The 18457-nt window shown below is 72.7% G+C and carries 16 protein-coding genes; 13 read left to right on the top strand and 3 right to left on the bottom strand.

What is annotated here, in order from left to right; translation table 11 throughout:
• Window positions 1-131: 131 nt before the first annotated feature.
• Window positions 132-1226 (bottom strand): ice-binding family protein, encoded by a 1095-nt coding sequence (locus AB0G08_RS06595; RefSeq protein WP_358084105.1) that lies wholly within the window; start codon window positions 1224-1226, stop codon window positions 132-134.
• A gap of 424 nt (window positions 1227-1650) precedes the next feature.
• On the opposite strand from AB0G08_RS06595, the gene AB0G08_RS06590 reads away from it, so the two are divergent.
• The 9 genes from AB0G08_RS06590 to AB0G08_RS06550 all read left to right on the top strand — a co-directional run bounded on the left by AB0G08_RS06590 (window position 1651) and on the right by AB0G08_RS06550 (window position 9781).
• Window positions 1651-2040 carry a hypothetical protein gene (locus tag AB0G08_RS06590; protein ID WP_358084100.1) on the top strand — a complete coding sequence of 130 codons (390 nt, stop codon included), beginning with the start codon at window positions 1651-1653 and terminating at the stop codon, window positions 2038-2040.
• 348 nt (window positions 2041-2388) lie between these two features.
• Window positions 2389-3117: a GAF and ANTAR domain-containing protein gene (locus AB0G08_RS06585; RefSeq protein ID WP_358084097.1), complete on the top strand. Its 729-nt coding sequence runs from the start codon at window positions 2389-2391 to the stop codon at window positions 3115-3117.
• 117 nt (window positions 3118-3234) lie between these two features.
• Entirely contained in the window at window positions 3235-4068 is an 834-nt protein-coding gene (locus tag AB0G08_RS06580) for a SigB/SigF/SigG family RNA polymerase sigma factor (protein WP_358084094.1), read from the top strand.
• Between the two features lie 325 nt (window positions 4069-4393).
• On the top strand, window positions 4394-4591 hold the full coding sequence (locus tag AB0G08_RS06575) for a hypothetical protein (RefSeq protein WP_358084091.1): 198 nt from the start codon (window positions 4394-4396) through the stop codon (window positions 4589-4591).
• A gap of 132 nt (window positions 4592-4723) precedes the next feature.
• The gene (locus AB0G08_RS06570; RefSeq protein ID WP_358084088.1) at window positions 4724-5161 is read left to right on the top strand and encodes a phage holin family protein; all 438 of its coding nucleotides are present in this window, start codon (window positions 4724-4726) and stop codon (window positions 5159-5161) included.
• A complete protein-coding gene (locus AB0G08_RS06565; RefSeq protein WP_358084085.1) occupies window positions 5161-5685 on the top strand; it encodes a DUF3618 domain-containing protein in 525 nt (174 codons plus the stop codon). The genes AB0G08_RS06570 and AB0G08_RS06565 overlap by 1 nt, the downstream gene beginning before the upstream one ends.
• A gap of 92 nt (window positions 5686-5777) precedes the next feature.
• Complete coding sequence (locus AB0G08_RS06560) at window positions 5778-6815, top strand: acyl-CoA desaturase (protein ID WP_358084082.1); 1038 nt, start codon at window positions 5778-5780, stop codon at window positions 6813-6815.
• A gap of 136 nt (window positions 6816-6951) precedes the next feature.
• Complete coding sequence (locus AB0G08_RS06555) at window positions 6952-8412, top strand: SDR family NAD(P)-dependent oxidoreductase (RefSeq protein WP_358084079.1); 1461 nt, start codon at window positions 6952-6954, stop codon at window positions 8410-8412.
• A 103-nt stretch (window positions 8413-8515) separates the two neighbouring features.
• Complete coding sequence (locus tag AB0G08_RS06550) at window positions 8516-9781, top strand: glycoside hydrolase domain-containing protein (protein ID WP_358084076.1); 1266 nt, start codon at window positions 8516-8518, stop codon at window positions 9779-9781.
• Window positions 9782-9797: 16 nt separating this feature from the next.
• On the opposite strand, the gene AB0G08_RS06545 is transcribed toward AB0G08_RS06550, so the two are convergent.
• Entirely contained in the window at window positions 9798-10106 is a 309-nt protein-coding gene (locus tag AB0G08_RS06545) for a hypothetical protein (protein ID WP_358084073.1), read from the bottom strand.
• Window positions 10099-11163 (bottom strand): LacI family DNA-binding transcriptional regulator, encoded by a 1065-nt coding sequence (locus tag AB0G08_RS06540; protein ID WP_358084070.1) that lies wholly within the window; start codon window positions 11161-11163, stop codon window positions 10099-10101. The genes AB0G08_RS06545 and AB0G08_RS06540 overlap by 8 nt, the downstream gene beginning before the upstream one ends.
• 185 nt (window positions 11164-11348) lie before the next feature.
• On the opposite strand from AB0G08_RS06540, the gene AB0G08_RS06535 reads away from it, so the two are divergent.
• The 4 genes from AB0G08_RS06535 (at window position 11349) to AB0G08_RS06520 (ending at window position 18447) form a co-directional block, all read left to right on the top strand.
• Window positions 11349-13067 carry a DUF4127 family protein gene (locus AB0G08_RS06535; RefSeq protein WP_358084067.1) on the top strand — a complete coding sequence of 573 codons (1719 nt, stop codon included), beginning with the start codon at window positions 11349-11351 and terminating at the stop codon, window positions 13065-13067.
• Window positions 13064-14656 (top strand): hypothetical protein, encoded by a 1593-nt coding sequence (locus AB0G08_RS06530; RefSeq protein WP_358084064.1) that lies wholly within the window; start codon window positions 13064-13066, stop codon window positions 14654-14656. The genes AB0G08_RS06535 and AB0G08_RS06530 overlap by 4 nt, the downstream gene beginning before the upstream one ends.
• Before the next feature lie 59 nt (window positions 14657-14715).
• The gene (locus AB0G08_RS06525) at window positions 14716-17178 is read left to right on the top strand and encodes a DUF4127 family protein (RefSeq protein WP_358084061.1); all 2463 of its coding nucleotides are present in this window, start codon (window positions 14716-14718) and stop codon (window positions 17176-17178) included.
• 216 nt (window positions 17179-17394) lie between these two features.
• Window positions 17395-18447, top strand: a complete 1053-nt coding sequence (locus AB0G08_RS06520; RefSeq protein ID WP_358084058.1) for a LacI family DNA-binding transcriptional regulator — start codon at window positions 17395-17397, stop codon at window positions 18445-18447.
• Window positions 18448-18457 lie beyond the last annotated feature (10 nt).

Raw genomic sequence — 18457 nt, 5'->3', positions numbered from 1 at the left:
ACCGCCGGCCGGCCGGTCTCACGACCTCTGTCGAGCAAGGCGGGTCAGGACGGTGCGCGTCGGTGTCGGACCCACCTGGTTGAGCCGTGCCGACCCCGGCGGCCGGTGAGCGGCCGCCGGGGTCTGCCCGGTCAGGACTCGGAGGTCCTGCGGCGGTAGAGGAAGAGCAGGCTCGCGCCGGTGGCGACGGCGAGGCTGCCGAGGCCGGTCAGGACGGGTACGAGCGCACCACCGCCGCTGGCACCGGTCACCGGCAGCTGCGTGCGGCTCGGGGTCGGGACACCGGTCGGCGTTCGCGTGGGCTGTCCCGTCGGCGAGCCGGTGGGGCTCCCGGTGGGCTGACCGGTCGGAGTGCCGGTCGGAGTGCCCGTCGGAGTACCGGTCGGAGTGCCCGTCGGAGTACCGGTCGGGGTGCCGGTGGGTTGGCCGGTCGGAGTGCCCGTCGGGGTGCCTGTCGGGGTGCCCGTCGGGGTGCCGGTGGGTTGGCCGGTCGGAGTGCCCGTGGGGGTGGTGGTCGGGCTTCCTGTCGGCTGCAGGCAGGCGGGGGTGTTGATGGTGTTGGTGTCGAGGGTGACGGCGCCGGTCTGGGCAAGGGCCCGGCCCTGCAAGGTCGCGCCGGTGTTCATGGTGATCGAGGTCTGGGCCAGGATGTTGCCCACGAACCGGGTGCCGGTGCCGAGCGTCGCCGAGCTGCCCACCTGCCAGTAGACGTTGCAGGGCGAGGCGCCGTTGATGAACACGACGCTGCTGTTCGCGGCGGTGACGAGGGTGGAGGCGATCTGGAAGATGAACACCGCCGCCGGGTCGTTCTGACTGTTGAGCGTCAACTGGCCGGTCAGTTGCGCGGCGCCGATCCGGTACACCCCGGGGGTCAGCGTGGCGCCGCCGAGTTCCGCCGGCCGGTTGGTGAAGGGCGTCCGACCCGCGGCGTCGTTGTACGCGGTGGTCAGGTCGTTCTTGGCCTGCAGGGCGACGCCGTCGGCGAGGTGGATCTCGCCGGCGACGGCGCCCGGTGGGAAGCCGGTCGCTTGGCTGCCGGGATGGACACCGAGGCTCTGCTCCAGGATGGTCGGACCGGTGTTGGTCACCTCCGAGCCGGCCAGTACGGAGAAGTTCGCCGCTGTCCCCAGGCCGACCGGTGCCTCGGCCGCGCTGGCGCCGGTGCCACTGACGATCAGCACAGCGATGGCCGTGGTGGCGGCCGCGACGGCTGCGAGCGCCGGCATTGCCGCGCGCCGAAGATGACGGGTTCGGGTGACTGTCACGATTGTGGCCCTCTCATGGTGCGTCTCCGGCCGGCGCTGTCGCGACTGCGGGGCCGAAGCCACACACGTACAAATATAGGTAATCGGACTTTTACACATGTAAGCCCATAATGTCCCCTCAACTTCCGAAATTCTCTGCCCCCTCGACCTGCAGGATTCCGGCCCGCCCGAGCGACGCCAGACCTGAATACTCGGAACGACCCTCACGTCGGCCGGGTCCGTACCCGACACCCCTGTCGTGAGGACCCCGCATCCCGCAGCCGACAGAAGACGGCGGCCGCGCGATCCGCTCCGCGGCAGGGCCGTGCCGTAGGGTGAGGCACGTAGCAGCCGCCCCGGTCCCTGGTGGTGCCCCGAACCGCAGGCACAACACCAGGAGCATCGGATGCCCGGCCCCACCGGCTACGTCGTCCCGGGCCCCGAGTCCGTCGACGATCTCGTCAGGCGGATCGCGGACCGGGATCCGGCTGCCTTCGGCCGCTTCTACCGCCGCCTCGTCCCCGCCGTCTTCGCCCAGGTCCGGGAGAGCCTCGGCAGCCCGGCGCCCGCGGTCGCGGTGACCCGGGCGGTCTTCGTCGAGGTGTGGCGGCTCGCGCCGCTGCCAGGTTCCCGCCAGCTCGACGGCGTCGCCTGGGTGACCGCGATCGCCGCCCGCCGGGCGGCGGACCGGCTCCGCGAGACCGACGGACCGGCGCCCCGCGTCGCCACGTGCTACGACGATCTCGTCAGCCGCGAGCTTGCCGCCGTCCTGAACAGGGAGCCGCCGGCACGGTGACCCGGGGGGCCCGGCGGGCGCCGCGCATCGCGCGGGAGACGGTCCGGGAGTACGGTGTGAACGCCGCTCGCATCGCCGGTTCGCCGCAGCCCGACCGTCCGGGGCGCAGCCGGAGGTCATCAGACGAACCAGCGGAACGCTTCGTCACCTCAGTGGACGCGACGGGCCCGAGCGGGTCGGGGAAGCAGGTTCTTCCTGCGTGGCCAGTCGGTGGGCTTCGAGAACGATCCGGTCGTGGTGCCCCACCCCGGCATCGACCCGGTCCGTCGCCGTCGGAGGGTGCCGGGCGGAGCGCCATCGGGGCCGCCGGAAGCCGGCGGGACAAGACACACGACGAGGGTGAGTGACATGGCCGAGATCCGGTTGTCCGACGTGTTCGTGGAGCTGGCCGACACGCTCGTCGAGGAGTTCGACGTGCTGGAGTTCCTGCACGCGTTGACCGAACGATGTGTCCAGTTGCTGGGCGTCTCGGCGGCCGGCCTGCTGTTGACCGACCAGCGGGACACCCTCCAGGTGGTGGCTGCCTCCTCCGAGCGCACCCGGCTGCTGGAGCTGTTCCAGCTGCAGACCGACCAGGGTCCCAGCGTGGACTGCTTCCGTACGGGTCGTGCCGTGTCGGTGGTCGACCTGTGCACCGCCGGCCGGTGGCCCCGGTTCACCGCCGCCGCGGCCGAGGTCGGGTTCGCCGCGGTCCACGCCCTGCCCATGCGCCTGCGCTCCGAGGTGATCGGGGCGCTGAACCTCTTCGACACCCACCCGGGCGCGCTCGACGACGGCAGGCTCCGCCTCGGGCAGGCCCTGGCCGACGTGGCCACCATCGGACTGCTCCAGCACCGCGCCATCCATCGACGCGACATCCTCGCCGAGCAGTTGCAGACCGCGCTGCGCAGCCGGGTCCTGATCGAACAGGCCAAGGGGATCCTCGCCGAGCGCCTCGGGCTGGACGTGGGAGAGGCCTTCTCGTTGTTGCGCGACAGCGCCCGCAGCCGCAACCGGCCACTGTCCGATCTGGCCCGGGCGATCGTCGACGGTTCCGAGCAGCTCTCGCCGGAGCCGCCGACCCGACGGCCCGCCTGAGCATCGGCTCAGTCGCCGGCGGTGCGGCGCCTTCTCCTCGTCGCGCTCCCCAGGCACGTCCCGGTGGTGCCCCGCCCACCGGCAGGGCGTACGGTGGGGTTGTCGCCCGGGTCCCCGGTGGCCGCCGATCTCGTCGCCACCGGCCCGAAGGGGCGTTCCACGATGGTCAAGCCCACCCCGACCGTGTCCCGTCCCCGACTGCTCGACGTACCGGGCAGTCGCGAACAGTTGTTGCGCCGACTCGCCGCACTGCACCGCGACGATCCCGGCCGCGCGAGGCTGCGGGCCCGGATCATCGAGAGCGGCCTGCCGATGGCCGGCCAACTGGCCCGCCGATACGTCGGACGCGGAGAGCCGTACGACGACCTGGCACAGGTCGCGGCGCTGGCCCTGGTCAGATCCGTCGATGGGTTCGACGTCGAGCGAGGTGTGCCGTTCTCCGGATACGCGGTCCCGAGCATCCTCGGTGCGCTCCGTCGGCATTTCCGGGACACCACCTGGGCCATGCGGGTACCGCGCCGGGTCCAGGAGTTGAACGGCAGGATGCGCGCCGTCACGACGGAGTTGACGCAGTCACGGGGCCACCATCCGAGTGCCGCGGAATTCGCCGACCACCTGGAGGTGGGCGTCGAGGAGATCCAGGCCGCCGCCCTCGCGGCGCAGGCCTACCGGCTGATGTCTCTCGACGCGCCGCGGCACGACACCGACGACCTCGGCACCCTCGCGCTCATCGGGACCGTCGATCCCGGTTTCGCCCGGGTGGACGATCACCTCGTGCTTCGGTCGCTCCTGGCCGACCTCCCCCCGCGGGAGCGCCGGATCCTCACGATGCGGTTCCACGGCCAGCTGACCCAGCAGTCGATCGCCGAGCGGTGCGGATTGTCTCAGATGCACGTCTCGCGGCTGTTGAAGCAGTCCCTTGCCCGGCTCAGGGCCGGCATGCCGAGCTGACCGTCTGCCGTCGCGGCGGAGGCTGCGCGTGTTCCGCCGAGAGTGCGTAGCAGGACCCCGGGCACCGAGGGCCGGCCCCACGAAGGTCCGGCGTCGGCAGCGCGAGCCGCGCCGCAGCGGACCCGCCCGGGAGCGCGCCCGCGCGTGCGCGCTTCCAGCCAGGATCGGGTCCGCATGACCCGACCGTGTCGAATGCGCCGAATCGCCCCTCACCGCCGCTGTGCTGTCTCCACGATGAGAGGAAGGTCCGACTCGGAACTGAGAGGGGTAGTGCGGCATGAGGCGTCGACGTAGCAGGAGGGTGCCGCTGCTGCAGGCGGCAGCGATGTCCCTGGCAGCGGTGGTGGCGGCGGCGGCCGTCGTACGAGCCCGCCGTCGCCGCGCCGGAGGTGACGCGGCCGCCGGTGATCTTCCCGCCCTGCGGGACAGCGCGTTCGCCGACGCGGGCACAGGCGGGGTACCGGTCCCCGGCGGCGCGGCCGGCCGGGACAAGCAGACGGCACCGGCAGCCGCGGCGCGGTGAGGACGGGGAGCGCCGCCCGCGACCGGGCAGGAACGCCCCTGCCCGGCGTGACCAGGCGGCGCCCACCCGACGGCATCCGACGAGCGTGCCCCGGCACGAGGTGCCGACTCTGCCCTTCGGAGGTGAGGGCGGATGAGTGACCCGCCCAGCGACGCCCGGGCGGCCCACGGGCCACGGGCGGAGGTCACGGTCGCCGAGCTCGTGCAGCGTGCGACGGACCAGATCACCCGCCTGGTGCGGGAGGAACTGGCACTGGCCCGGGCGGAACTGACCGCCAAGGGCAGACGCGCCGGCTCCGGCGCCGCGATGGTCGGTGGCGCGGGCGGGATGGCGCTGTTGGGAGCGGGGGCGCTCGTTGCCGCGCTCGTCCTGGTCCTCGCCGAGCTCATGCCGGCGTGGGTGGCCGCGCTGGTCGTCGCGGTGGTCCTCTTCGCGGTGGCCGGGCTGCTCGCGCTGTTCGGGAAGAAGCAGGTGAAGCAGACGATGCCCGTCACGCCGGAGTCGACGCTGCACAGCGTGCGCGCGGACGTGGAGTCGGTGCGGCAGGCCGCCAAGGAGGGACGAGGGTGATGACCCCGAACGAGAGCAACGACCCGGACCGCACCCGTGCGGACATCGAGGCGACCCGGGCGGAACTCGGTGCCACGGTGCAGGCCCTGGCGGCCAGGACCGACGTGAGGGCCCGGGGCCGGAACAGGGCCCTCGACATCGGAGGTCGCGCCCGACAACGCCTCACCGGCTCGGCTCAGGCGGTGCGGGAGAGGACGACACAGGCGGTCCGGACGGCCCGACCGGGAAACAGCGGTACGAAGCTCGACGCGATGGCCCGTGCCGCGCGGCGACGCCGGGCCGCCCTGCGCGACGGCGCGGCAGAAGGGCTGGCGGTCCTGCGCGACAGCGTCAGCACCGGATCGGCGGCCGAGAGCGGGCCCGCCGCCGCCCGTGCGCTGCGCGACCGGCTGGTCGGGATTCGATCGGCCGCCCGCCATCGCCCCGTGCTGATCGTCGCCGCCGCCGCTGCCGTCGTGGGCCTCGTCGTGACGATGCGTCAGCAGAAGCTGGGCCGGCGTGTCGCTGCTCGCCGTCGATGCTGACGCACGCTCGCCGTTCACCTCGCTCGTCTTGAAGGACCACCTGTTCGACGTCGTCGACAGGCCGAGAACGCCACGTGCACGGAGCCGCGACCATGAGCGATGCGACCCTCGACACCCGACGTCACGACGGCAGCCAGTACGCGCAACTGTCGCGCCTGATCCGGCGGGCGGGCCTGCTCGATCGGCGGCGCGGCTACTACGCGCTGCGCATCGGCGCCCTCGGCGGGTGCTACGTCGGCGCCTGGGCGCTGTTCGGGTGGCTCGGTGAATCGTGGTGGCAGCTGGGCGTCGCGGCCGTCCTCGCGGTGGTCTTCGCGCAGGCCGGGTTCATCGGTCACGACGCCGGTCACCGCCAGATCTTCCGCACCCGTCGCGCCAACGACCTGGTGGGCCTGGTCCACGGCAACCTACTGATCGGCCTCAGCTACAGCTGGTGGGTGGACAAGCACAACCGCCACCACGCGCACCCGAACACCGAGGGTCACGACCCGGACATCGTCGTCCGGCCGTTGTCGTTCACCTCGGGGCAGGCGCGGGATCAGCGGGGACTCGGCGCACTGGTGGTGCGGTACCAGGCGTACCTCTTCTTCCCGCTGCTGCTGCTGGAGGGCCTGCACCTGCACGCGAACAGCGTGAAGGCCGTCGTCGGCTCACGCCGGCTCCGGCGACGCCCCGCGGAGGCCGCGCTGCTGGCCCTGCACGCCGTCGGATACCTGGGCGCCGTGGTCCTCGTGCTGAGCCCGGTGCAGGCCGTCGCGTTCATCCTCGTCAACCAGGGCCTGCTCGGCCTCTACCTGGGCAGCGCCTTCGCCCCCAACCACAAGGGCATGCCGATCCTCGCCGCCGACGACCGGCTCGACTACCTCCGGCGCCAGGTGCTCACCTCCCGCAACGTGCGCGGCGGCTGGTTCCTCGACGCCCTGCTCGGTGGCCTGAACTATCAGATCGAACATCACCTCTTCCCGAGCATGCCGCGGCCCAACCTCCGGCGCGCCCGGCCGCTGGTCCGCCGGTTCTGCGCCGAACACGACATCCCCTACCACGAGACCACCCTCACCCGCTCGTGGGCGCAGGTGCTGCGGCACCTGCACGCGGTCGGTCGGCCCCGCCGGCCGACGACGCCGGCCTGAAGCCTCCGAGGTGGGCCCCGGGCCCGTCGGCGGGCGGCGGGATGCGCCGGCGCCCGTGCGGTGCGTACAGTTCCGGGTCGGACTTGGCATGGGCCGGGAAGACCTGGCGCGGGAAACGGGACGAGACAGCGACGGCATGGCAGCGGACAAGACTACGGAAAACGGCCACGAGGGCATCGACCGGAGCCAGCTGGAGGCCTGCCTCAGCGTCTTCGAGGCGTTGGAGAACCTGCCTCCCGACCACCCGGACGTGGTGCGGGTGCAGCGGGCCACCGCGCGACTCTACAAGGTGATCAAGCAGCGCCGGCGCGAGGAACGGCGGGACGCCATCGCGGCGGCGGACCGGGCGGTCACGGCGGCCACCGCCACGGGCGCCCCGGGCCGGATCGACGACGAGACCCAGGGGATCCCGCTCGCCTCCCCCACCGAGGGCACCACGGCCGGCTTCCTGCACAACCCGCGCGGCTGCTACGTCTGCAAGCAGCGCTACCGCGAGGTGGACGCCTTCTACCACCAGCTCTGCCCGCCCTGCGCCGCGCTCAACCGGGAGCGCCGGGACGCCCGCACCGACCTGACCGGGCGGCGGGCGCTGCTCACCGGCGGCCGGGCGAAGATCGGCATGTACATCGCGCTGCGACTGCTGCGCGACGGCGCGCACACCACGGTGACCACGCGGTTCCCGCACGACGCGGTCCGCCGGTTCGCGGCGATGCCGGACAGCGGGGACTGGCTGCACCGCCTGCGGATCGTCGGGATCGACCTGCGCGACCCGGCCCAGGTGATCGCGCTCGCCGACTCGGTCAGCGACCAGGGACCGCTGGACATCCTGATCAACAACGCGGCGCAGACCGTCCGTCGCACGCCCGGGGCGTACGCGCAGCTCGTCGCCGCCGAGGCGGCGGCCCTGCCGGACGGCCCCCTGCCGGAGATCGTCACGTTCGCCAACCCGGCCGGCCGGGGCGACGCGGCCGGCAGCCTGACCGCCGCGCCGGAATCGACGGCGCTCACCCCGCACGCGCTCACCGCGCTCGCGCTGACCAGCGGCTCCGCCTCGCCGGAACGGATCGCGGCGTCCACCGCCATCGACGCCGGCGGGCTGGTGCCGGACCTCGACCCGGTCAACAGCTGGGTGCAGCGCGTGCACGAGGTGGACCCGGTGGAGCTGCTGGAAGTGCAACTGTGCAACGTGACGGCGCCGTTCGTGCTGGTCAGCCGGTTGCGCCCGGCGATGGCCGCGGCCAAGGCCCGCCGCAAGTACGTGGTGAACGTGTCGGCGATGGAGGGCCAGTTCGGTCGCGGCTACAAGGGGCCGGGGCACCCGCACACCAACATGGCCAAGGCCGCGCTGAACATGCTGACCCGGACCAGCGCCCAGGAGATGCTGACCGACGGCATCCTGATGACCAGCGTCGACACCGGCTGGATCACCGACGAGCGGCCGCACCCGACGAAGATGCGGCTGGCGGATGCCGGCTTCCACGCCCCGCTGGACCTGGTCGACGGCGCGGCCCGCGTGTACGACCCGATCGTCCGCGGCGAGCAGGGCGAGGACCTGTACGGCTGCTTCCTGAAGGACTACGCGCCCTGCGCCTGGTAACCAACACGTAACCAATCCGACGCTATTGCCAACCTTCGATGCGTGTGTAAAAGTTCTTCACTGACTTCAACCTCGTGCAAGGAAACCTTCGAGGGAGACCGGGATGAGAAGGACGACCACATGGCTGATGGGCCTCGCCACCGCGGCGGGGCTCACCATCACGCTCGGCTCGGCGGCCGTCGCGGAACCGGCGCCGGCCCCACAGCCGCAGTCCGTGGCGGTGTCGGCGGTCGGTCCGCAGCCCGGCACCTTCGTCGGTAAGGGCTTCGACACCTGCGCCGCCCCGTCGCAGTCGGCGATGAACGCGTGGCGCGCCAGCTCGCCGTACCGAGCGGTGGGCATCTACATCAGCGGGGCCAGCCGGACCTGTGCGCAGCCCAACCTGACGGCGACCTGGGTCAGCAACCAGACCGCCAACGGTTGGCGGCTCATCCCCATCGAGCTCGGCTACCAGGCGCCCTGCGGCACCCGCGCGCCGAAGATGTCCGGCGATCCCAACACGGCGCGGTCGCAGGGCCGCACCGCCGCCGACAGCGCCGCCAACGCCGCGCGGGCGCTGGGCATCGGCGCCGGCAGCACCATCTACAACGACATCGAGCACTACCCGACGACCACGGCGTGTCGCGCCGCGGTGCTGTCGTTCCTGTCCGGCTGGGTCGAGCGGTTGCACACCCACGGCTACCTGGCCGGCATGTACTCCAGCGGGTCCTCCGGCATCAGGGACGTCTGCCTGGAGTATTACAACCCGAGCTACACCAGGCTGGACCAGATCTGGATCGCCTGGTGGAACGGGGTGGCCGACACCGACGCCGGCTCCTACTGCTCCGACGCCTACTACGCGAACCACCAGCGCCTGCACCAGTACGCCGGGGACGTGACGGAGACCTGGGGTGGCGTGACGATGAAGATCGACCGCAACTACCTGGACGTGAGCACGGCCCAGCAGCCGCCCCCGCAGCAGTGGAGCACCACCGTCGACAACACCACGTCCGGCCGGTTCACGGCGAGCACCAACTGGAGCACGTCGGCGTACTCCAGCAGCCGGTACGGCACGGACTACCGCTTCGCGAGCCCCACGTCGGCCAGCGACGTCGCCTGGTACCGGGCGGACGTCCCGGAGACGGGGAGCTACGAGATCTCGGTCTGGTACCCCGCCGACCCCGGCTACAACAGCCAGACGCCCTACCTCGTCGCCACCGCCTCGGGCAACCAGACGGTCTCGGTCGACCAGCGCGTCAACGGCGGGCGGTGGGTGTCGATCGGCGTGTTCACGCTCGCGGCCGGCGACGGCAACAAGGTCGGGGTGAGTCGCTGGACCGGCGGCAGCGGCTACGTGGTCGCCGACGCGGTACGGATCACCCGGGCGTGACCTGACGCCTGCCGCGTCAACGCCGTCGGTCCGGGTAGTTCTCGCCCAGCTCGATCTCGGCCCGTACGGCGAACTCGCGCAGCGTGGCCATCGCCTCGGCCGGCCCGCCGGTGGCCCGCACCATCGCCGACTGCGCCAGGACGATCAGCGCCTCGACCGCCTCCTGCGGCCGGGGGTTGACCAGCGCCGCGACCTGGCCCATGTCGTCGTCGAAGTAGGCGAGCAGGATCCGGCTCGCCAGCCCGATGGTCCGGGCGGTGTCCCTCGACAGGTCGTCCGCGCTGCCCGGCGCCTCCTCCCCCGGCGCGCTGCCGTGGTCAGGCACGACCGGTCGCCGGGCTCGGGGAGGCCAGGGTCTCGCCCTCGACGAGTTGGCAGGGCAGCAGGCGCTGGTGGTCGCTGCCGCGGCCGTGCAGGATGTCGTCGAGCACCTCGATGGCCTGCCAGCCCATCTCCCTGCGGGCGATGTGGAAGCCGGTGAAGTCGAGGTCGGTCTCGGCCTGGCGGGTGGGATCGCCGAGGGCCACCAGGGACAGGTCACCGGGCACGGACAGGCCCCGGGCCCGCGCCGCCTCGGCCACCGCCGCCGCCTCGACCAGCTCCTCGCAGAAGACGGCGGTGACCCCGGCCGAGCGCAGCGCGTCGAGCAACTCCGCCGAGGTCCTGCCGCCGACCGGCTCGTGTCGACCGTCCACTCCGGTCTCCCGGACCGCGGCGGTGAAGCCGGCGAGCCGGTCGGTGGCGGACTCGGCGCCGGCACCGGCGCCGACGTACGCCAGCACCCGGTGTCCGAGGTCGACGGCGCGGCGGACGAGGGTGGCGGTGGCCTGGGCGTAGTCCGCGCCGACGTAGGGCACCGGACCGCCCTCACCGGAGGGTAGGTGGGCGTCGTCGCGTCGACCGACGGACACGAAGGGCATGTCGCCGGCGACCATCCGGGCCAGCTCGTCGCGGGGAATCTCCCGACCGAGCAGCACGCATCCGTCGGCGAGCCGGATGCGGTTGTTGTCGTGGAAGATCCGCCGGCTGCCGCCGCTCACGGGGGCGCTGGTGAACAGCAGCAGGTCGCACCCGATGCTCTCCGCGCACGCCTCGATGCCGGACAGGAACGGGTGGTAGAAGTTGGCGCTGGTGCTCGGGAACACCGACTCGTAGGTGAACACGCCGAGGATCTGGTTGTGCTGTTGCAGCAGCCGCCGGGCGAGCGGGTCGGCGACGTAACCCGTCTCGCGGATGACGCGCAGCACCCGTTCCCGGGTCTCCGGGGCGATCCGCCAGGCCGCCTCACAACGGTCGTTGAGCACGAGTGACACGGTCGTCTGGCTGACTCCGGCCATCCGCGCGATCTCGTGCTGCGTCAGCCTGCCCCGCCCTGCGGACACGGATATCGGCCACCTTCTCAAGCGTCGCGTATCGAGGATTGTCGCCGTGGATGCTGCCCGGCCCGCGGAACCGGTGTCAAGGGCGGCCGGAGGCAGTAATACGTATTACAGGCTCCCGCGGTCTTGACCCGGGGTTCCTGTTGATCCAAGACTCAGCGCATCCCCCGGCAACGCAAGGAGCCGACATGCCTGATCACGCCCTGTCCCGCCGCGGCCTTCTCCGGGCAGCCGGCCTCACCGGCGCCGGCCTCACCGGCCTCACCGGCGCCGGCCTCACCGCCCTCGCGTCCCCGGCGCACGCCCGGCCGGCGACCCCCCGGCTCGGCACGATCGCCCTGGTCCCGCTCGACGACCGGCCCTACACCTGGTACGCCCCGCAACAGATCGCCACCGGCGCCGGCTACGACACCGTGCTGCCGCCCCGGAAGACCCTGGGGCGGCACTTCACCCCCGGCGACGGCCGCGCCGTCGGCCGGTGGCTCACCTCGTCCACCACCCAGGCGGACGCGCTGGTCGTCGCCCTGCCGATGCTCGCCTACGGTGGACTGCTCAACTCCCGCAACAGCTCGGTGCCGGAGGCCGAGGCGTCCGCCCGGCTGGCGGCGGTGCGGGCCGTCCGACGGCGCCGCCCGCACCGGCGGCTCTACGCCTTCGACACCATCATGCGGCTCACCCCCGAGGGGCCGTGGCGCAACGAGCTGCGGGCGTGGGCCACCGTGAAGGACGAGGTCGACAACCTCGCGATGGAGGAGAAGCGCCCGCAACTCGACGCGCTGGAGTCCCAGATCCCGGCCGACGTGCGCGACGACTACCTGGCCACCCGGGCGCGCAACCACCGGCTCAACCTGACGATGATCGAATGGGCGGCCGAAGGGATCTTCGACTTCCTCGTGGTGGGCCAGGACGACGCCACCGGCCACGGCCTGCACCGACCCGAGTCCCAGGCACTCGCCGCCCGCATCACCGAGCTGGGCGTCGGCGACCGGGTGGTGATCTACCCGGGTGCCGACGTGGTGGCCGCCCTGCTCATCGCCAAGATCGCGGTCCGGGACGCCGACGTGCGACCCCGGGTGAGCATCGAGTACTCCCGGGTGCCGGGCGAGGCGTGGACCGCGCCATACCAGAACATCCCGTACGCCCAACTCGTCCAGGGCTACGTCCACATCCTCGGCGGGACGGTCGTGGACCGGCCGGAGCAGGCCGACCTGGTCCTGATGGCCAACACGGGTGGCAGTTCCGCGTCGGTGGCGCCGTTCGCCGACCGCCTGGTCGCCCACGTCCGGGCCGGACGCCCCGTGGCCCTGGGCGACGACGCGATCGCCGGGCACTCCGACCGGCGCCTGCTGTTCCTGCTCAACGGCCGGATCCGGTACGTCGAGCTGGCCGGCTACTCCGGCTGGAACGTCGGGATCAGCCTCGCCCAGGCGACGTCCCGCTGGGCGCTGCGGCAACGCTCGGTCCGCGGTGACCTGCCGCCCGGCGCGCCCGGCGCCGTCGGCGAGCCGGTCCTGGCCGCACGGCGGGCCCTCCTGCACGACGCGGCCCGAGCCAGCATCGAACTGTCCGTCTCGGAACTGGTACAGACCGATTCGTACCGCAACAACGTCCGCACGGCCACCACCGCCTACGCCTCCGCGCTGGGCGAGCCGGACCCGCAGAACATCGCCACCCACTTCCCGGAGATCAACGCGTACGCGGTCGACAACACCACCCCGCACGCGGAGAAGCTGTTCGCCGACGAGTTCGCCGGGGCCACGCTCGCCCTGGGCAGCGACGGCCGGGCGTCGGTGACGGCCCGCGTGGACCGGCTCGACGCCTGGCACCTCCACCTGCCGTGGAACCGCACCGGCGAGATCGCCGCCGAGCCCCGGATCGTCCTGACCCCGGACGGGGGGTCACGGTGAGGGCGCGGGCGGGCGCGCTGCTGGCCGCGCTCCTCGTCGGCGTCGCGCTGCCGGTCCCGACCGCTCCGGCCGCCGCCGCCACTCCCGTCCCCCTCGTCGACAGCTACTTCGACTGGCTCGTGGCGTCGTACGACGGGGTCCGCAACGGGTTGCGCCGGGACATCGAACACGTCCACGGCGACCAGCTCGTGATCGCCGGCCGGGCGTGCACCGCGGCGAGTCCGTGCACCGTCGGCGGGCCGCGGCAGAGCACCGCCGCCTGCACCTCGTTGCAGTTCATCTCGGTCTATCTCGACCAGCGGGCGGCGTACGAGCAGCGGTCGCTGTCCAGCGTGGAGACCGGGCTCGTCGACGAGTTCGCCGGCGCGGTGCTCGCCCACCGGCTGCCCAAGGACCCAAACGCGCCGAAGATCTTCGACGACGCGGTCGCGAGCACCCCGGACGGCCAGATCCGCTACTTCACCTCGTTCGGCAACGCGGCGTGCGGGGAGGCGCTGCTGGCCGCCCACGAGGCGACCGGCACCGCCGCCTACCTCGACGCCGCCACCGGCATCGGCGAGTTCCTGCTGCGCATGCAGGACCCCCGCGCCTACTACCAGGCCTACGGCGTGCATCCGTTCGTCGACGGACTCGGCCAGCCCACCACCCCGCCGGGCGGCTACGTCGACCAGATCTCCAGCTGGAGCAACCTCTACTCGACGATGTCCACCTGGAACCTCACCGCGATCGCGTTCCTGCAACGGCTGGAGACGGCCGTGGCGCCGCCGGACGACCGGTACGGTCAGTCGGCCGCCACCGCCCGGCAGTTCCTCGGCACGGGACTCCAACTCGGCGCGGACTGGTACACCTTCGACTTCGCCTCCCCCGCCACCAGCCAGAACCGGGTGGTCGCGCAGAGCGCATACAGCGCCGACTGCCGCGACAACCGGTGGCACCGCAAGGGCTCCTGCGCCTACAGCAACGGCCAGATCGCCGGCGGGACCCTGGGCACCGACATGGTCGAGTACGGGCTGGCCGGACTCTACGACCACGAGCGCCAGCTCCACGGCGCCAGTGCCGCGGCTGCCGCCGTGACGACCCTCTACACCACGTACACCAGCCTCCCGGGCTGGCACACGGCCTCGGCCAGCGACCCGCTCGACTGCGTCGACGACGCCGCGGCCGGCGCCGTGGACCCGTACTACCCGCCGGACAACCAGGGCCCGACCCCGTCGGGCGACGCGCGGGACTACGACCCGCACCTGTCCTTCGGTGGCTTCTTCCGCCTCACCCCGCCCGACGAGAACGCCGAGGCGAAGTACTACGACATCGTCGGCTTCGGCATCCTCGCCGAGCTGCGCAAGCAGGTGGTGCCCGCCAAGTTCGCCGCGGGCTACCAACGGTTGCAGCAGGCGGACCGGCAGGACGCGCTCTACGCCCTGCTCGACCGTTCGCTGGCCGCGATGTTCCTGCCCGCCCGGGACGCCGACGACCTCGACGGCGACAGCGACACCACCGAACACCTGTGCAAGGGCACCCGGGGCACCCTCCCCGTCGCCCACAACGGCCTCGGCATCCTCAAGGCGGTCGGATACGCCGGCACCCGGTGACGGCGCCACCGAGCGCGACCGACGACCCCGTGCACCACCACCACGACGAAAGTGAACCGATGCGTCGCGACAGACGACTGACATCCCGCGTCCTCAGCCTCATCACCACGACCGCGGTGACCCTCACCCTCGCGGTCGCCCCGCCGGGCACCCCGGCCGCAGCCGCCGCGGCGCCGACCGACCTGGGCCGGCTCGCCGTCGTACCGCTGGACGACCGGCCGTTCACCGCGCACACGCCGGTGGCGGTCGCCGAGGCCGGCGGGCACGAGGCGCTGACACCCCCGAAGGACCTGCTCGGCGAGTACTTCACCTACGGCCAAGCCGACGCGGTCGGCGACTGGTGGCGCAAGGCCGCCGCCGACGCGGACGGCTCGGTCGTCGCGGCCCCGATGCTCGCCTACGGCGGCCTGGTCGCCTCCCGGACCTGCCAGACCAGCCTGGCCGACGCCCGGCGGCGGCTCTCCGTGCTCGACGAGGTGAAGCGGAGCAACCCCGACAAACCCCTGTACGCGTTCGACGTGATCATGCGCCTCACCATCGAGCCGACCAGCAGCTACCCCGGCATCCACTCCGGTCCGATCCGGCGCTGGGCCATCCTGATGGACCAGGTGGAGAACCTCGGCCAGGAGGAGCGCCGGGCCGAGTACGAGCAGGTCGCCAGCGAGATCCCCGAGGAGATCAAGGCGGACTTCCTCTGCGCCCGGGCCCGGGACCACCAGATCAACCGGGACATGATCCAGCGGGTCGCCGACGGCACCATCGACTACCTGATCCTCGGCCAGGACGACGCCACCGAGCACGGCCCGCACCGCCTGGAGAAGGCGGCCCTGGCGGCGCTCGCGGCGAAACTCGGGGTCCAGGACCGGGTCAGGATCTACCCGGGCGCGGACATCCTCGGCGCGCTGCTGGTGGCCAGGCACGTCACCGAACGGCTCGGCGCCGCCCCGACGGTCGACGTCGAGTGGTCCCGCACCCCCGGCGAGACGTGGGTGGCGCCCTACCAGGACGTCCCCTACGCGACCCTGGTCGACGAGTACGTGCGTACCCTCGGCGCCCGCCCCTCGGACGCTCCCGACGCCGACGTCCTGCTGATGGCGAACACCGCCGGGGGCGGAAGCCTGGAACCCTTCGCCGACCGGATCCACGACGCGGTGGCCCGGGGCCGGCTCGTCGCGGTCGGCGACGACGCGCTGGCCGGAAAGGTGGACGGCGAGCTACGTGCGCTGCTCGCCCCCCGGGTCCGCTTCGGCGAACTGGCCGGGTGGTCCGGCTGGAACATCGGCCTGTCGATCTCCCAGTCGGTGGTCCGCGCGGCGCTGCTGCAGGCCAGCCGGACCGGACGCCTGCCGGGCTTCCCGGGCGAGGCGAACGGCATCCCCTTCCAGAAGGCGCGCGAGGCGATCCTGCTCCGTGCCGCCACCGCGCACGTCGAATTGACGCTGCAGGAGCTGGCCCACACCCACGTCTACCGCAACCAGGTGCTCAGCCAGGTCCAGGCGTACGCCCGGGACAACGGCGACGACCCGCAGTACATGACGAAGGTGTTCGACGGCGCCAACCAGCTCGCGGTGCAGCGGACCAGGGCGCTGGCCGACCAGCTCTTCGCCGACGAGTTCGCCGGCACCCCGGTCCGCGCGGGCAACGACGGCCGGCACGAGGTGACCGCGGTCGTGCACCGGCTGGAGTCCTGGCAGATGACCCTGGCCTGGCCGCGCTACCAGGAGCTGGAGGCCTTCCCCACGCTCGCGCTGAGCACGGCCCCCGCCGACCGCCGTGCGCTGCTCACCGTCTCGGCCCTGCCCCTGCGGACCACGGTCCGGCCGGACTCGGACGTGGACACCCGGATCACCGCCGTGCTGCGCAACGACGTCGGCACCCCGGTGACGGCGCAGCTCGGCGCCGTCGTCCCCGAGGGGTGGGTCGCCCCGGCGCCGACCGAGGTGCGGCTCGCGCCGTTCGCGGTCGTCGAGGTCCCGTTGACCGTGGGGGTCCGCAAGCTCGCGGCGGAGCAGAGCGCCACCGTCACGGTCGACGCCCCGCACGGCACGCGGCCGGAGCAGCCCCGCCAGTTCACCGCGAGCGCCACCACGACCGTCGCCGCCGTGTGGCGCAACGTGGCCCTGGCCTCCGCGGGCGCCGAGGCCACCGCCTCGGGCTGGTGGCGGCAGTACGTGCCGTCGCACGTGATCGACGGCAACCGGGTCAGCTCCGGTAGCCGCTGGATCACCGAGCCGGCCGACAGCCACTGGCTACAGGTCCGGTTCGCCGGTACGGAGCTGGTCGACACCGTGCGGCTGCACCAGTACGGCGGGTACGAGCTGACCTCGTACCGGATCTCCGGCCTGGTCGACGGGGCCTGGCAGGTGCTCGCCGAGGTCACCGGAAACACGACCCAGGTCACCACGCACAGCTTCGCGCCGGTCCGCGCGAGCGCGGTCCGCCTCGACGTCCTCGCCAGCCGGGACAGGCAGGCCCGGCTGTACGAGGTCGAGGTGACCTGCCGCGACGCCTCCTGCGGCTGACGCCGGCACCGCCGAAGCGGCGCGCGACGGGTGGGGCGGCGGGGCGCCCCACCCGTCGCGCGGCCAGGACGTCCACAAGAAATCGATTCCCTGCCGGTTAGGATCTCAGGGCCGACCACTGACGGATGGTGGGCCGCAACGGACGGTGGTGCCCGTGCGGTCGCATCCCGGGTCCGGTGCGGGACTGGGCGCGAGACACCGACAGGGGACGACCGCATGACGACCATCTATGACGTGGCTCGGATGGCCGAGGTCTCGGCGTCGACGGTGTCCAGGGTGCTCAACGGGCACTCGTCGGTGGACCCGGACCTGGCGGCGCGGGTACGCCAGGCGATGCTCGACCTGGACTACCGGCCCAACGCGGTGGCCCGCAGCCTGCGCCGGCAGCGCACCAGCCTCTGGGCAGTGATCATCTCCGACATCGGCAACCCGTTCTTCACGTCGCTGGTGCGCGGCATCGAGGACGTGGCGCAGGAGGCGGGCTTCTCCGTGGTGCTCTGCAACGGCGACGAGGATCCCGAAAAGGAAACCCGCTACGTGACCGCGGCCCTGGCCGAGCGGATGGCCGGCGTGATCATCTCGCCGTCGGGGCGACCGGCCCTGATCAACCGGCTGACCGAGGCCGGGATGCCGGTCGTGGCCATCGACCGGCAGCCCCACGGCGTGGCCGTCGACACCGTGCTCGTCGACAACGTCCACGGGGCCGGGACGGCCACCGCCCACCTGATCGACAACGGCTACCGCCGGATCGCCTGCATCACCGGACCGCGGCGGATCTCCACCGCCGTGCAGCGGCTACGCGGATACCAGCAGGCCCTGCGCGCGTCCGGCCGCACCGCGCCGGAGGACATGGTCCGGTACGCCGACTTCCGGGAGGGTGGCGGCTACCAGGCCATGGCGTCCCTGCTGAGCGCGGCCGAGCCACCGGACGCGGTCTTCGTCACCAACAACCTGATGACGGTGGGCGCGGTGGAGTGCCTGGTCGACAGGGGTGTCGCCGTGCCCAGCCGGTGCGGCGTGGTCGGGTTCGACGACATCCCCTGGGCCCACCTGGTACGGCCCTCGCTGAGCACCGTCGCGCAGCCCACGTACGACCTGGGGCGGGCCGCGGCGTCGCTGCTCACCGAGCGGATCGCCAATCCCGCGAAGGCATCCTCGACGGTCACCCTGCGCACGACCCTGCGGGTCCGCGAGAGTTCGGTCCGGTCCCTGCCCCGGCAGAACGGGCAGCGCGCGGACGGCCGGGGCGGGCCCGCCCGGGCCCGGTGAGCCGGCGTCG

It is taken from the genome of Micromonospora sp. NPDC023644, assembly GCF_040640115.1.
Lineage (GTDB): Bacteria > Actinomycetota > Actinomycetes > Mycobacteriales > Micromonosporaceae > Micromonospora.
Note: the sequence above shows the minus strand (reverse complement) of the source record. Positions and strands in the feature narration are given on the sequence as shown.